This is a genomic window from Clostridium sp. LIBA-8553, from assembly GCF_057782465.1.
Map to the genome: position 1 here is coordinate 1,746,707 of NZ_CM173489.1, position 15,982 is coordinate 1,762,688.

At 28.4% G+C, this 15,982-nt stretch carries 10 protein-coding genes; 1 reads left to right on the forward strand and 9 read right to left on the reverse strand.

Annotated elements, in window-relative coordinates; all coding sequences use genetic code 11:
- Nucleotides 1–197 precede the first annotated feature (197 nt).
- The 5 genes from AC2JAQ_RS07865 to AC2JAQ_RS07885 form a co-directional block, all read right to left on the reverse strand.
- Complete coding sequence (locus AC2JAQ_RS07865; protein WP_488458726.1) at nucleotides 198–2,543, reverse strand: helicase C-terminal domain-containing protein; 2,346 nt, start codon at nucleotides 2,541–2,543, stop codon at nucleotides 198–200.
- 102 nt (nucleotides 2,544–2,645) lie between these two features.
- On the reverse strand, nucleotides 2,646–4,043 hold the full coding sequence (locus AC2JAQ_RS07870; protein WP_488458727.1) for an MATE family efflux transporter: 1,398 nt from the start codon (nucleotides 4,041–4,043) through the stop codon (nucleotides 2,646–2,648).
- 9 nt (nucleotides 4,044–4,052) lie between these two features.
- Nucleotides 4,053–4,844 (reverse strand): rhomboid family intramembrane serine protease, encoded by a 792-nt coding sequence (locus AC2JAQ_RS07875; protein ID WP_488458728.1) that lies wholly within the window; start codon nucleotides 4,842–4,844, stop codon nucleotides 4,053–4,055.
- A 122-nt stretch (nucleotides 4,845–4,966) separates the two neighbouring features.
- A complete protein-coding gene (locus AC2JAQ_RS07880; RefSeq protein ID WP_488458729.1) occupies nucleotides 4,967–6,073 on the reverse strand; it encodes a phosphotransferase enzyme family protein in 1,107 nt (368 codons plus the stop codon).
- 1 nt (nucleotide 6,074) lies between these two features.
- Nucleotides 6,075–6,986 carry a nucleotidyltransferase family protein gene (locus AC2JAQ_RS07885; RefSeq protein ID WP_488458730.1) on the reverse strand — a complete coding sequence of 304 codons (912 nt, stop codon included), beginning with the start codon at nucleotides 6,984–6,986 and terminating at the stop codon, nucleotides 6,075–6,077.
- Between the two features lie 272 nt (nucleotides 6,987–7,258).
- Between AC2JAQ_RS07885 and AC2JAQ_RS07890 the strand changes: the two genes are divergently transcribed.
- Nucleotides 7,259–9,865, forward strand: a complete 2,607-nt coding sequence (locus AC2JAQ_RS07890; RefSeq protein ID WP_488458731.1) for a calcium-transporting P-type ATPase, PMR1-type — start codon at nucleotides 7,259–7,261, stop codon at nucleotides 9,863–9,865.
- 41 nt (nucleotides 9,866–9,906) lie between these two features.
- Here the strand turns inward: AC2JAQ_RS07890 and AC2JAQ_RS07895 are convergent, their stop codons facing one another.
- The 4 genes from AC2JAQ_RS07895 to AC2JAQ_RS07910 form a co-directional block, all read right to left on the reverse strand.
- The gene (locus tag AC2JAQ_RS07895; RefSeq protein ID WP_488458732.1) at nucleotides 9,907–11,523 is read right to left on the reverse strand and encodes a putative polysaccharide biosynthesis protein; all 1,617 of its coding nucleotides are present in this window, start codon (nucleotides 11,521–11,523) and stop codon (nucleotides 9,907–9,909) included.
- A gap of 21 nt (nucleotides 11,524–11,544) precedes the next feature.
- Nucleotides 11,545–12,519 (reverse strand): RluA family pseudouridine synthase, encoded by a 975-nt coding sequence (locus tag AC2JAQ_RS07900; protein WP_488458733.1) that lies wholly within the window; start codon nucleotides 12,517–12,519, stop codon nucleotides 11,545–11,547.
- Nucleotides 12,520–12,578: 59 nt separating this feature from the next.
- On the reverse strand, nucleotides 12,579–13,775 hold the full coding sequence (locus AC2JAQ_RS07905; RefSeq protein WP_488458734.1) for a M20 metallopeptidase family protein: 1,197 nt from the start codon (nucleotides 13,773–13,775) through the stop codon (nucleotides 12,579–12,581).
- A 207-nt stretch (nucleotides 13,776–13,982) separates the two neighbouring features.
- Nucleotides 13,983–15,977 carry an ATP-dependent helicase gene (locus tag AC2JAQ_RS07910; RefSeq protein ID WP_488458735.1) on the reverse strand — a complete coding sequence of 665 codons (1,995 nt, stop codon included), beginning with the start codon at nucleotides 15,975–15,977 and terminating at the stop codon, nucleotides 13,983–13,985.
- Between the last annotated feature and the right edge of the window lie 5 nt (nucleotides 15,978–15,982).

Consider the following 15,982-nt stretch of genomic DNA (forward strand, 5'->3'; position numbering starts at 1 on the left):
TTCATATGATTATAACATTAAAAACAGTATAAAATAAAGTTTTATTTTATACTGTTTTTAATGTTATTTATTTACTTGTAATATTATCTTTTATTAAATTGTCCAAATTTTAAATAATAAATTTCTTTTATCTTTTATCACTGTATATGCATTTATTGAGTCAGAGTAAATTAATTCTTTTCATTTTCAACTTTAAATTAAACTTTATTCCAAAATTTTTCACAAGTGCTTCTTACACCTAATTCATTCTCTGCTAAAATATTAAAAAACCATTCTTTTGGAAGAAGACTTTTATATTTATTTGTAAAATATCTATCATCTAAAAGAAGTACTATACCTTTATCCTCTTCTGTTCTAATACATCTTCCTGCTGCTTGAAGCACTTTAATTATTCCAGGATATACATATGCATAATCAAATCCGCTTTGTCCTATTGAGTTATAGTATTCTTTTATAGCTTCTCTCTCCAAACAAATTTTTGGCATTCCAACTCCTATAATTATTACTCCAATAAGTCTATCTAAAGTTAAATCAATTCCTTCTGAAAAATGTCCTCCTAAAACAGCTAAACCAATATGAGTTTCTTTTCTTCTTTCCTCAAACACTTCTAAAAATTCTTCTTTTTCCTTTTCATTCATATCATTACTTTGAGCTCTTATGCTAAAATCAACATCCCGTTTCTTTATTTCCTCATAAACCATTAGCATATATTCATATGATGGAAAAAATACAAGGTAATTTCCTATCTTGCCTCTAGCACACTCTAAAATATAATCAACTACTTTAGGAAGAGTTCTTTTCCTATTAGAATAAGTTGTTGATATATCCTTTCCTACTATAGTTAACTTATTTTTATGATTAAAAGGAGAGCTTAAGTTAACAGAATAATCACCTTCCTGTGCCCCATAAAGTTCCTTAAAATACTCCATTGGAAGTAGTGTTGCTGAAAATATTATAACCGCTTTAAATCTATTCATTATGCTTTTAAGTATTCTAGATGGATCTAAACAATTAATAGCTAATTCTAAATCACTTCCATTTGATTTGTATAGGGTTATAAACTCTTCTCCATAATAACCACTTATGTTTAAAAACTCATAAATATTAAAATATAACTCTAAAAGATTAGAATTTTCCTCATTAGCTTTGCTTTGATAAATATCTGTTTTTTCTAAAAAACCTCTTAAAATGCCATATAATTCTTTAGGTTCTTCTTTTTCTATAAGACTCTTAGTTTCTAAGTTTTCGAGTAATTTTCTTTTTTCTATTAAATATTTATTGGCCCTATCTAAAGAACTAAAAATCCCCTTATCCTTATTTTTAAATTCCCTCTTAAGTTTTAAGAAGTCTTCTTTATATATTCTAGAGGAATACATATCTCTTCCTCTATCAAGTAGGTTATGAGCTTCGTCAATTAATACTGTATATTCCTTAGCCTTACCCTCCATGATTCCTTTTAAAGAAGCCTGAGGGTCAAATATATAATTATAGTCACAAATTACTACATCACAGAAATTGGTTAATTCAAGTGAAAATTCAAAGGGGCAAATTTTATACTCATCAGATAATTTATTTATATACTCTAAATTATATTCTCCTTTATTATTTAAAGCCTCTTTTAAAGCAGGATTAACTCTATCAAAGTATCCATTTGCATAAGGACAATACTCTGGAATACACTTTTTTTCATCCATCTTACAACATTTATCTTTTGCTGTTATATTTACACTTCTTATATTTAATCCCTTTTCCCTCATTATACGAAGGCTGTTATTAGCAATCTCTCTTGTTGTTGTTTTAGCTGTTATATAAAAAATTTTAGAGGTTTCCCCTTTGCCTAAAGCCTTTATAGTAGGAAATAATGTAGACATTGTTTTCCCTGTTCCCGTTGGAGCTTCCGCAAAGCATTTTTTCCCTTCTTCAACAGCTTTATATACTCTGACTGCCAATTCTCTTTGCCCTTTTCTATATCTTTCAAAAGGAAACTGTAATACTTCTATAGAATCATTTCTAATATCTATCCATTCCTTTTCTAATGCTATCCACTCTTTATATTTTTCTATTAATTCATAGAAAAATTCTTCTAGTTCATTAAAACTATATTCACGCCTTAAAAACTTTGTTCCAAAATCTTCAATATTGTAATATGTTAATTGAACTATTATAGATTCTAAATTCTTTTCCTTACTATATATATAGGCATATACCTTTGCTTGAGCCCAATGTAATTCATTAAAGTCATAATCAATATCCATAACATTTCTTGTTGTAGTTTTTATTTCATCAATAATTACCTTGTCTTTTTCTTCTAATATTCCATCAGCTCTACCTTCTACTCTTAATGTAAAGCCTTCAAATTCAACATCTTCCTTTAAAGACACCTCTGCTTTATCTTTTTCTGAATAGGTACTTTGTATTTTCTTATGTCCCTTTATTCCTTCTAAAGCTCTTACTGATGCCTTTACTCTGCTATCAATACTTCCTTTTCTAAGAACGAATTCTACTAAATTTCTTATAGAAATCTTTATCAATTCATTTTTCATATAAATCACCTATTTTCATTGTCTCTATATAAACTCTATCATATAACAATACCAAATTAAAAGGCTAAAAGAATCAAATTCTTTTAGCCTTTTAACTTTATATTAACAATTTGCTTTTAACTCTTCCTCTTCTAAGCTTTTTGAAAGTTTTTTCTTATAAAATACAGCAAAGCATATTATAGTAGCTACGGATGCTATTATATCTGCAAATGGTTCTGCCATAAGTACACCTTTTAGTTTATTTTCAAAAATCATTGGAAGTATATATATAAATGGTATTAAAAGTATTACCTTTCTAAGTAATGCTAAAATTAAGGATATTTTAGCTTGTCCTAAAGCTAAGAAAGTCTGTTGACATGCAACCTGTGCACCAAAAATTCCAATACCAGCGAAGTATATTCTAATGCTCCATGAAGTTATCTCCATCAGTTGAGGATTATTACTATTAAATATTTTTACAAACATTTCTGGGAATGTTATTAAAGCTCCACACATAGTAATACTGAATGCTAGTGAAGAAATTAGAAGTAATTTAAAAGTCTTTTTAACTCTATTAAGTTGCTTTGCTCCATAATTATAACTTATTATAGGTTGAGCACCTTGAGAAAGTCCCATTAATGGAAGTAATATAATTTGCATTACACTACTCATAATAGTCATAGCTCCTACAGCTAAGTCACCACCGTATTTTAAAAGATTATTATTCATAGTTATTATTACTAAACTTTCTGTAGCCTGCATTATAAAAGGTGATATACCTAAAGCCATTATTGAAAATAATATTTTAAACTTTGGAATTAAGAATTTTTTTCTTATTCTAAGAATACTTTGTTTCCCAAATAAGAAATATAATACCCATATAGCAGATGCCATTTGTCCAATTATAGTTGCTAAAGCTGCTCCCTTAACTCCCATGTCTAAACCAAAAATTAATATAGGGTCTAAGACAATGTTTATTACTGCTCCAACCATAACTGTTATCATACCAGTTTTAGCAAATCCCTGTGTATTAATAAAAGGATTCATACCTAAAGCTATTTCAACAAATATAGTACCTATTAAATAAATACCTAAATAATCCATAGCATATCCTATAGTTGCCTCACTAGCTCCAAAAGTCCATAAAATAGGTTCTTTAAATATAAAGAAAACCACAGTTAAAATTACTGCTAGTCCCACAAGTGCAGAAAAACTGTTTGTCATTATTTCTTCTGCATCTTCTTGTTTTTTTTCTCCCATTTTGATAGCTGCTAAAGGAGCTCCTCCCATACCAATTAATGCACTAAATGCAGATACTATCATTATAATTGGAAATGCTACTCCAACACCTGCCATAGCCATATCACCTGCGGGTAATCTTCCTATAAACATTCTGTCAACTATATTGTATAGAACATTAACAAGCTGAGCTATTATAGCTGGCATAGCTAATTTAAAAAGAAGTTTTCCTACTCTATCTTTTCCTAAGTCTGTTGACTTTTTGCCCATATTATTCACCATTCTTCCCTTTTATTTATGCTCATGATTTTTTATATGATTTTTACAATAACATTTATTACCGAAACATTTAGAACAATATCTAAACTCCATATTCGGATCATCCACTTCTGTAATTCCACACACCTCACACCTGTGTCTAAAATCAGGTGCTTTCATTTTACTTTCAAAATTCTTTTTTCTATAATGATTTTTAGAAGTTGATACGGTTCCTTTAACTATATCCTTTCCAAAGAAAATTAAATAATTTATAATAGGTGCTAAAACTAGTAATTTTCCTCCAATAGAATTTACGGTAATTAAGTTCCAAATTATTAAAATCCAGTTTAATGCAGCCAAATACTTAACCTTAACAGGAATTATAAATAAAAATAATACTTCATGATTAGGATCTACTTTAGAAAATGCTAAAAACAAAGATAAATTTATATATGCTGCTGTTGCTGGCGTATTTGTTAAAAAGGAAATTATTATTGTGCTTAAAACTCCTATAAGATAATATATATTAAATTTAAAGCCACCTAATTCTCTTTCCAAACTATTTCCAGCAATATAATAAAAATATAAAGTAAAAGCTATAAATATAGGACTAGCCATCGGAGGAATAAATATAAAGGTTATCAATCTCCATATTTCCCCCTTTAGAACCAAACCTGGTACTAATACTAAATTAAGTATAGAACCTCTTCCAATAGGTGTATACATCATAACATAGATAAGTGCATTGAAGAATATTATGTATATCATTAAGTTTCTTATGTAAAAATTTCCAATTCTTCTCTCCAAGCTATCCCAAAGCTTCATTTTGCACTCTCCTTTCTTTGTATTAAATAGGTGAATTAAATTATCCACCTATTTAATATAACATAATTTTCTAAATGTATAATAATTAATTATTTTTATTGAATAAATTAAAAATAATTAATTTAAACATATTTATATATTATTTCTTTCATATCATCCATCTGTGATTCCATATCTGAAACAAGTTTAAATTGATTTCTAGCTCTATCTAAGTTGTGATTTTCTCTATGAATTTTAAAGTAAGTGTCTCCATTTAAATAATCCATAAGGAATCTCATTCCACATTCGAAAGTCATAAGCTTAGCTGAAAAAGGTAAATAATCAATTTCATCCTTAGTAAATGCATCTCCTGCTGATTCTAAAAATCCTTTTGCAAAGTTCTCATAAAGATTTAAATCAAAATTTACTTTTGATAAATCCACTTCATCCTCTAAAGCTGTTGTTGCTCCCGAACGAATTGAATCTCCAAAATCATATAAAGATAACCCAGGCATAACAGTATCTAAATCAATAACAGCTATTCCATCTCCAGTTTCATCATCTATCATTATGTTATTAAATTTTGTATCATTATGAGTAACTCTTAAAGGTATTCTATTCTCTTTAATCATATTTACTAAAACTTTAGTATCCTCAGCACGCTTAATAACAAAGTCTATTTCCTCTTGAACACTTTCCGCTCTTCCTTTTATATCTTCTTTTACAGCTTCCATAAAAGTTTCAAATCTCTTCTCTGTATTATGAAAATCTGGAATAGTTTCATGAAGCGATTCAACATTAAAATCAGCTAATTGTTTTTGGAATTTTCCTAAAGCCTTACCTGCAGTATATAAATGTTCTGGCTTTTCAACTATTTGATATGTGCTAGCACCATGGATAAAATTAAATACTCTCCAGTAATTACCATCTTCACATTTATAATAGTTCATACCATCCTTAGTCTTAACTATGTTTAAAGTTTCTCTTAAAGGATCTCCTTTCTCCTCTATAACCTTATTTTTTATATGAGAAGTAACTTTCTCAATATTCTCCATTAACTCTTCTGGATTTTTAAATATGTCTGAATTTACTCTTTGAAGAACATATTTTATATCTTCTCCATCTTCTTTTTCACACTTTAATATAAATGTATCGTTTATATGACCACAAATATGATTATCTGATGTCTTAAGTTCTCCTTCTAATTCAAACTTCTCTGCTATGCTTTTAAATTTATATGTCTTAATCATTTTATTTAAACTCCTCCCACAAATTAGCTGGATAAATATTTTTTGATAACTCTTTTAAAGAGTTACTTACTTTTTCTTTATCCTCCTTATAAGTTACTCCATGCCATTGTTCATTTGTTTTTAAAACCTTGATACTGGCTCTATCTTCCTCTATAAGTTCATCCATTACCATAGGAAGATAAAATTCATCTTTACATTTATCTATATTTTTATTAGTTAAAAAGCTTAAAAACTTATTTTCCAACTCTTTAAATACACTAGGTTTTAGTCCCCATATATTCATTGAAACTAAAGTATCATTTGGAATTTCATAAAAAACTCCTTCTTCCTCATAGTATATTTTATTATCCTTTTTTATAATTTTGGTTCTTTCCTTTATAGAAAGTAAATCTCCATCTTCGCTAAACTCACATATTCCTCTAGATACACTTCCAAAGTCAGTTAAGGTTTTATCTACGCTAAATCCAACCATGAAATATTCAAAATCCAATTTGCTTTTCTTAAGTTCTTCACAAAGGATATTATATGTTTCTCTTCCATAAAAGTCATCAGCATTTACTACTATAAAAGGACCATCAATAACATCTTTACAACATAAAATTGCATGTCCAGTTCCCCAAGGTTTGACTCTTTCAAATTTTCCTATAAAATTTTTATTTATGTTATCAACTTCTTGAAAAACATACTCTGTCTCAACTATATTTTCTATCTTAAAACCTATAGTCTCTTTAAATATTTGAAAAATATCTTTTTTTATTATGAATACAACCTTTTTAACACCAGCCTTAATAGCATCATAAATTGAATATTCGATTATGGTTTCTCCATTTGGACCAATTTTATCAAGTTGTTTTAATCCACCATATCTACTACCCATTCCTGCGGCCATTATCACCAAAGTAGTCTTGGTCATTTCCATATCCCCCTTCTAAAATAAGTTTTTCCATTTACATCATACAATTAATAAAAAATAGCTATTTAAATAGATAAATTCATTTTACTAAAATTTCCGATTTTTTTGTTATATTTCTTTTAAATTTATAAAAATTTTAAATCTTGTTAAATATTATCTCTTTTATATTCTTTTGAGCATAACATTTTATATACAGCAAAAAATTTCTTTCATTTTTGTATTTTTTTTATAAAAATCTATAAGCTAATATAATAGAAAGGATGTGATTATTTTTGTGGTACAAAAAATCAAAAAATGAAATATTACAAGAATTAAATGTGGATGAAAAAAATGGTCTTTCCTCTGAAGAAGCCTTAAAGAGACTTGAGAAATACGGTAAAAATAAACTTGTAACTAAAAAGAAAAAAACTGTACTCCAACAATTTTTAGCTCAACTTAAAGATGTGATGATTTATATTCTTATCATAGCTGCAATCATATCAGCATTTTTAGGAGAAATAAGTGATGCTTTAATAATAGTGTTGGTAGTGCTAATAAATGCAATCATTGGAGTTGTTCAAGAATCTAAAGCTGAAAAGGCCTTAGATGCATTAAAGGAACTTTCAACTCCCAAAGCTCTTGTCAAAAGAGATGGCTCTTTAAAAGAAATTCTTTCTGAGGATGTTGTTCCAGGTGATATTGCCATAATAGATGCTGGTAGATATATACCTGGTGATCTTCGCTTAATAGATACAGCAAATTTAAAAATAGAAGAATCCGCTTTTACAGGTGAGTCTGTTCCTTCAGAAAAAGATGCTTCCTTTTTACCTGATAAGGATATTCCAATTGGTGATCAGCATAATATGGCATTCATGTCAACTTTAGCTACCTATGGACGTGGTATTGGTGTTGTTGTTGGTACTGGTATGAACACTGAAATTGGTAAAATAGCTAAAATGATAGAGCAAGAAGAAAATGAAGAAACTCCTCTTCAAAAAAAACTAAGTGAATTAGGTAAAATCCTAGGATTTTTAGCAGTGGGAATTTGTGTACTTATATTTGTTATTTCTTTTTTTCAAGGAAGAGATTTGCTTGAAATGTTTTTAACAGCCATTTCCTTAGCTGTTGCTGCCATTCCTGAAGGGCTTCCTGCCATAGTTGCTATTGTATTAGCCTTAGGGGTTCAAAGAATGGTTAAAAAGAATGCCATAATAAGAAAGCTTCCCGCTGTGGAAACCTTAGGTTCTGTTAGTATAATATGTTCTGATAAAACAGGTACACTTACTCAAAACAAAATGACAGTTACCACAGTCTATACAAATGATTCTTATTTAAAAGAAGATGATTTTAATTTAAATCAAAAAGAATCTAAGCTTTTAATAGATTGTATGGTTCTTTGTAATGATGCAACTTATTCTGAAAAAAATAAAACCGGTGACCCTACAGAGATTGCGCTTTTAGAAAGTTCTTTTAAATTAAATGTAATAAAAGAAGATCTTGAAAAAGAATTTAAAAGAATAGATGAAATTCCTTTTGACTCTGATAGAAAATTAATGACCACAGTAAATTTAGTAGATGGAAAAGCAAGAGTTTTCACTAAAGGAGCCTTAGACTCAATATTATCTATTTGTAATAAAATATCCATTAATGGAAACATATTAGACTTTACACCTGAGTATAAAAATAAAATTTTAGAAAACTCTAATGTAATGTCAGATAAAGCACTAAGAGTTCTTTCTTTTGCTTATAAGGATACCTCAAAAGAGAATATAGTTTTGGATTCTCTAGAAAAAGATTTAATATTTATTGGTATGGTCGGTATGATTGATCCTCCAAGATTAGAAGTAAAGGATTCTATTAAACTTTGTAAAAGTGCAGGAATAACACCTGTTATGATAACAGGTGACCATAAAAATACAGCCTTTGCTATTGCTAATGAACTTGGAATAGCTGAAGATATATCCCAGGCAATCACAGGCCATGAAATAGATACTTTTAAGGAAGAAGAATTTAATGAAAAAATAATAAATTATAGAGTTTTTGCAAGAGTATCTCCTGAGCACAAAGTTAAAATAGTTAAAGCCTTTAAATCTCATGGCAATATAGTCTCAATGACTGGAGATGGAGTAAATGATGCTCCATCCCTAAAAGCTGCTGATATAGGTGTTGCCATGGGTATAACTGGAACTGATGTTTCTAAAGGTGCCTCAGATATGATTCTAACTGACGATAATTTTTCAACAATAGTTTCAGCTGTAGAAGAAGGTAGAAAAATTTACTTAAATATAAAAAAATCCATAGTATTTTTACTATCTTGTAATTTAGGTGAGATTTTAACCTTATTCACAGCTATACTACTAAATTGGAATTCTCCACTTCAACCAATACACATACTTTGGGTTAATTTAATAACCGATAGTTTCCCTGCTTTATCTCTAGGAGTAGATAAGACAAAGGAAGATGTAATGGATAAACCACCTAGAAATCCTGAGGAAAGCATATTTGTTAGAGGTGATAAAATACAACTTGTTATAAATGGTATTTTAATAGGTGGAATAACATTATTCGCCTTCAAACTAGGTGAAAGACTTTATCCTAGTTCCCTAGTTCATGCACAAACAATGGCTTTTGTTGTTCTAAGTGTGTCTCAATTATTTTTATCTCTTTCTCTTAGGAGCAACACTAAATCAGCCTTTTCATTAGGGATATTCTCAAATAAATATTTAGTATATTCAATATTACTTGGAATCTTTCTTCAAGTTATAATAATATCTATTTCTTTTATTGCTAATATCTTTAAGGTTACTCCTTTACTTTTATATGATTGGATTGTAGTTATATTGGTCTCTCTAATTCCTTTCATAATAAATGAAATTTTAAAGTTATTTAGAAAAAAATAATAAAAAAGTAGGTTATCTAAGCTTTAGATAACCTACTTTTTTTATTTAATATTTTTCTTTAAGAATTTTGGCATAATTCTTAAAAGTTTAGGTGAAATTTCTTCTATATCAGCTTTTTTAATACCACCTAAGACTATAATAGCATGAAGATACATAAATGCACCTATTGCTATTATTACAAGTAATATAGTTATACCAAATATAAAACTTAACTTATTTAAATCTATAAAGAAAGATAATACATATTTGCTCAACATTATTCCTATGCTCATGTATATCGATGCTAAGACAGGTTTTACTGCATATTTAAACATTGATATTTTCATCTTTAATGTTTTTCTCATTCTAAAGTGATTAAGCACTAGAGAAATTGTGAAAGCCACCATTCCCGAAATTACAGCTCCGTAAATATTTATATTAGGATTTGCAACTAAAGTCATATTCAATGTAAACTTAACTACAATACTAAGTGCTAGAGTAAATAATACATAGTAAAACTGGCTTACACTCTGAAGTATTACGTTCTGCATAAGTACTATTGCCGTTAAAGGAATCATAGCAGCACCTATTACCATCATCATATATCCATTTGAATCTGCAAAGATATATTTATATATATTTTCACTTAATAATGCTAATCCAAAAGCCGACGGTATAGATAAAAGATATGTAACCCTCATAGAAAAGTTAATCTTACTTTTTATCTCCCTTTTATCCCTTAAAGTATATGCCCTTGATATTGCAGGTAATGCCATATATCCCAAAGAAGTTATAAATACCATTGGAACATTTAATAAAATCTTATATCTTGTTGAAAAATATCCATAAAGAGCATTAGCTTGATTTTGAGAAAATCCTGCTGCATCAACAAGTCTATTACTTACTGTTAGCATATCTATTATATTTCCTAAATTTTGAAGACCTGTACTAAGAGTTATTGGTAATCCATATTTAAATAAAGTCCTTGCTATTCTTTTACCTGTAATTCTTTTAACTCCAGGTTCCTGTTTTCTCTTAGCTTCTTTTTCAACTCCATATATATTATATATGTATATTAAATATAAAACTGCCATTAAGGCTCCAGCTGATGATCCTATAGTTCCTCCAGCGACACCTAAAGATACACTCTTCTTTATAAGCAAGTATGCACAGACTAAACTTAAAACGACATTTACAACTTGCTCTATTACAGTAGCTATTGCTATTGGCGTAGCTTGAGATCTTCCTTGAAAATATCCTTTATAAGTAACTAACACGGTTGTTATCATAATTGTTGGTGCTAAAAATATTATTGGATAAACCATTTCTGGTGTTTCACTTATTGTTGCTATAAAATTAGCACTTACCATTAACCCTATAGTAAATAAAGTTCCAACTGCAAGTAAAAATGATCTTGAAATCTTAAATGCTCTTAATGCATCCTTATAATTTCCAACTGCATCTAATTCTGAAACATACTTTGATATGGCTGTCTGTAATCCTACATTTGTTAATGCATATACAAAAACAAATATATCATAAGTTTTACCATATATCCCCATACCAACTTCTCCTACGATTCTAGTAAGAAAAGGTACATAAATTAAAGATAATAATTTAGCAACTATGCTTGCAATAGAAAGTATTGCAAATCCTCTAGTTATAGACTGCTCTTTCATAAAAATCTCCTATCTTAAAAACTAAATCCTAAATTTAAATACATCCTTCTTTATCTTTTTAAACATCGGAGGTAATCCCTGAGCTATAGTTTTATTTTTTAAATAACTAAACTTTTCAGGAACCTCTTTAAACGTAACCTTATACGCATAAAGAAATTGATATGTTAATCCAAATTTATTTTCAAAGAACGAATTCATTTTATTATCACCATATTTAAAATCTCCAACTATAGGATTTCCTAAATGAGCTAAATGAGCTCTTAATTGATGACTTCTTCCAGTTATAAGTTCTATTTCTAATAATGAGAAAGCACCATTAGTTTGTAGAACTTTAACATCCATTTTTATTTTCTTTGTATCTGGTCTTTCAGTATCATAAACTGTTGACTTATTAGCTTCATCATCTTTTGATATGTATGCTTCATATTTTCCAGGTTGTATTTTACCCTTTACTAAAGCACAGTAATACTTCTTAACTTTTCTTTCCCTTATCATTTCGTTAAGTAATTTTAACCCTTCAAAATTCTTACCGAAAAATACTATTCCTGAGGTATTTCTATCTAATCTGTTACAAGATGCCGGAGTAAAAGTTAATTCGTTTTCTGGAACATAGTCTCCTTTTCTGAATAAGTATGATAATACATAATCAGTTAATGTTGGTGATCCATTCTTTTTATCTGAATGAACTAATACTCCTGGCCATTTTTCAACTAAAAGCATGTTTTCATCTTCATATACTACTTGAAGTGATCCTGAATCAACCATTTGGAAATTAGGCTTTTTCTTCTCTTTAGTCACTACGCTTTGAAGATATCTTATTTCTATAACATCTCCTTCTAAAAGAGAATACTTTTCTTTTTGCTTCTTTCCGTTTACTCTTATATCTCCTTTTCTTAATGCTTTAAATATAGCACTTAGAGGTACATCCTTTAAATATTTTCTTAAGAACTTATCTAATCTCTGTCCTGCTTCATTTGTACCTATCTCTATTTTCAAATTGCTTCACTCCTAATTTAAATCATTTTATAATTACTATTTTATAGATTAATATTAAATTACTCCCTTGTCAAATAATTTAACACAGATTTACATTGAATTGAAACTCCAATTGGTAATAAATCCTCATCTATATCGAATCTACTATTATGAGCTGAGTAAATAATGTTCCTCTCTTCATTTCTAGCTCCTAAGAAGTAAAAAGCCGAATCTCTTTCTAAAGCAAAGTATGCAAAACTTTCAACTCCAAGCTTTGGTGCTTCCTGTTCTTTAACATTATCAGGTCCTATTATATCCTTAGCTGCTTCTGAAACTAAGTCTACAACTTCACTATTATTGTACAAACATGGATAACTCTCTTCTATGTCGATTTCACATTCGCCTCTCATAGCAGTACAAATTGATGTAGCTATTTCTCTAAGTCTTTCCTTAGCATATGCTCTATCTTCTAGAGTCATTGTTCTTATAACACCTTTTAATATAACTTCATCTGGTATTATATTCTGAGCTGTTCCCCCATTTATACTTCCCACTGTCACAACTGCAGGATTTACTGGCTTTATTTCTCTACTTACTATTGTTTGTAATCCTAAAACGACCTGAGAAGCCATAACTATAGGATCTACGGCCATATGTGGATATGCACCATGTCCTCCTCTTCCCTTTATCTTTATTGTAAATGGATTGGATGCTGCATTAACAACACCTTTTTTTATCATTATTTTTCCAACGTCTAAAGTCTCTTCTACATGAAGACCTATTATCTTTTGAACTTTAGGATTTTCTAAAACTCCTTCAGCTATCATTATAGGAGCTCCACCTGTTGTTTCTTCTGCTGGCTCAAATAATAGCTTAACAGTTCCACTAAACTTATCTTTATGTCTGTTTAATAACTTTGCAGCTCCAAGTAAAATAGTTGTATGAGCATCGTGACCACATGCATGCATTTTTCCTTTGACCTTTGAAGAATATGAACAAGTTTTCTTATCATTCATAGGAAGGCCATCTATATCAGCTCTTAAAGCTATACATCTATCCTTCTTATTATCATCTTTTAACGTTCCTTTTATTACACCGCACACTCCTGTTTTAGCAGTTTCTATATATTCAATACCCTCATTAGTTAAAAATTCTTTTATTTTTCCTGAAGTTCTCCACTCTTCAAATCCTAATTCTGGATTTTCATGAAAATCTCTTCTTAAAGCTACTAATAAATCTTTTATTTCTTGAGCTTCCTCTATTAAATTTATATTCATTTTTAACACCTACTTTTTGTTTATAAAATATATATATTTTATATTTTATTTATTTTATATATTTTTGATTATATATTACTATATTTTTTTATTCAATTATATTTTATACTCATTTACGAGTATATTATTTAAGAGTTAAATTCCAAAAAATATAGTAACAAAGAAAAATACTTAGAAATTTTATGTAATTTTCTTTGTCACTTTTATTTATACTTCGCAAACTATTTTTTCTATTAAGTTATTTTCAACTAAAGTTCTTAAGGAAAATTTTTTACTATCTCCTTGAACAAATTTAATTTCAACGGTATCTTTATCTAATTTATAAACTTCTCCTATCCCAAAATAATTATGTCTTATAACATCCCCCTCTTTTATTCCATAATCCTTTATATTTGATTCCTTTTCTAAATTTGTATTATTTAAAAACATTGATGGATCTTTAAACTTTCCTCTTAAATTTTTAGGAGCATATAAATAAAGGTTATTTATTGCTCTAGTAATTCCCACATAAAAAAGTCTTCTCTCCTCTTCTAAATTTTCCATACTATTTTTATGTGGTATTGTTTCATCAACAATATTAACAATATAAACATTCTTAAATTGCATTCCCTTAACTCCATGCATTGTACTTAATATAACAGAATCTATATTCCCTTTTGAATTTATATTTTCTAAATTTTCCTCAACGCTCTCTATATGTGCTAAGAAATTTATTATTGATTTAAACTCTATGGCTGAACTCTTAAATTCTTCTACAATATCTAATAGTTCATCATGATTTTGTTTGAATTTAGAAGAATATTCCCTTATATATTGGCTATATTCTAAATCACTTAATATAAAATCAATCGCACTATTTAAAGAAAGCTTATTTAAATACGCTATATCACTTTTTAACTCCTCAAATTTTCTCATCTGAAACGGATGTACACCATCTGCACTCATCAGTAAATCAAAAACATTTTCTTGTCTTTTAGAATTCATAACTCCATAAACGGCACTTTTCGAAACATATCTAAAAGGCTTATTTATTATTTTATTGAAAGCTTCTTTATTAAATGGATCTATTGATAGTCTTAAGTAAGCTATTAGGTCCTTACATATGAAGTGGTTAAAGAAATTATATTCTTTATCTAAAAGCTTAAAAGGAATCTTCTTTCTAATAAATGCATCAATAAAACTTCTACTTTCCATATTAGTTCTATAAAGAATAGCATTATCAGAATATTTATTTCCTAGCCTTTTAGCCTCCTCTATCCTTCCAATAATCATATTAGCCTCTTCAGATTCATTAAAAGGTTTTTTTAGCTCTATATTACCTTCATTTTCGTTAAAAGCTATTATTTCTTTTTTATACCTTTCTTTATTATGCTTTATAACATCCTTAGATACTTCAACAATATTTTTAAGACTTCTATAATTGTATTTTAAATAAACTTTTTCACTTTCTTCAAAATTCTCTCCAAAATTTATCATGCATTTTGGAGTTGCTCCTCTAAAAGAATATATACTTTGGTCTTCATCACCTACGCAAAAGACTTCATTATTTATAAGTCTTAAAAACTCTAATTGAATTTCATCACAATCTTGAAATTCATCAACTAATATATGTCTTATTAAATTTCTATAATACCCTAATATATGAGGATTTCCTTTTAAAAGATTTACTGCTTTAATTTGCAAATCATCAAAATCTAAAAGCCCTCTTTGATTTTTAAAAGTTTCATAAGCATCATAACATTTATCAAAAATATCCTGAGTCATTGATATTTCTAATTCTTTAGACGAAACTTTTTTTCTAGATATATTATTTAAAACTTCTTTTATTTTTTCATCACTTACTTCTTCTATATAATTTGATAAAACTTTTCGTATGACATTATAAGCATCCTTTGCTTCTATAAGTCTTATATCTTCCTTATTTCTAAGCAATATCTTATAAAAAAGTCCATGAAATGTCCCAAAAAAAGGAATGACACCTTCACTATGCATTTCTTTAAATCTACTTTTCATATTTTCTGCCGCTGCCTTAGTAAAGGTTATTACCACAACATGTATTCCTTTAATTTTTTTTTCCTCTAAAAGATACTTTATTCTATTTAATATTACAGTTGTTTTTCCAGCTCCTGGAGGTGCTATAACAAGAACACTTTTGCTATTTGCCCTTACAGCTTCCTTTTGATATTTATCTAAATTTGACATGATAA

Excerpts from the sequence above, each read along its gene's own strand:
- AC2JAQ_RS07870 (WP_488458727.1), bottom strand. The coding sequence starts at position 4,043 with ATGGTGAATAATATGGGCAAAAAGTCAACAGACTTAGGAAAAGATAGA.
- AC2JAQ_RS07885 (WP_488458730.1), bottom strand. The coding sequence starts at position 6,986 with ATGACCAAGACTACTTTGGTGATAATGGCCGCAGGAATGGGTAGTAGA.
- AC2JAQ_RS07895 (WP_488458732.1), bottom strand. The coding sequence starts at position 11,523 with ATGAAAGAGCAGTCTATAACTAGAGGATTTGCAATACTTTCTATTGCA.
- AC2JAQ_RS07880 (WP_488458729.1), bottom strand. The coding sequence starts at position 6,073 with ATGATTAAGACATATAAATTTAAAAGCATAGCAGAGAAGTTTGAATTA.
- AC2JAQ_RS07910 (WP_488458735.1), bottom strand. The coding sequence starts at position 15,977 with ATGTCAAATTTAGATAAATATCAAAAGGAAGCTGTAAGGGCAAATAGC.
- AC2JAQ_RS07905 (WP_488458734.1), bottom strand. The coding sequence starts at position 13,775 with ATGAATATAAATTTAATAGAGGAAGCTCAAGAAATAAAAGATTTATTA.
- AC2JAQ_RS07865 (WP_488458726.1), bottom strand. The coding sequence starts at position 2,543 with ATGAAAAATGAATTGATAAAGATTTCTATAAGAAATTTAGTAGAATTC.
- AC2JAQ_RS07875 (WP_488458728.1), bottom strand. The coding sequence starts at position 4,844 with ATGAAGCTTTGGGATAGCTTGGAGAGAAGAATTGGAAATTTTTACATA.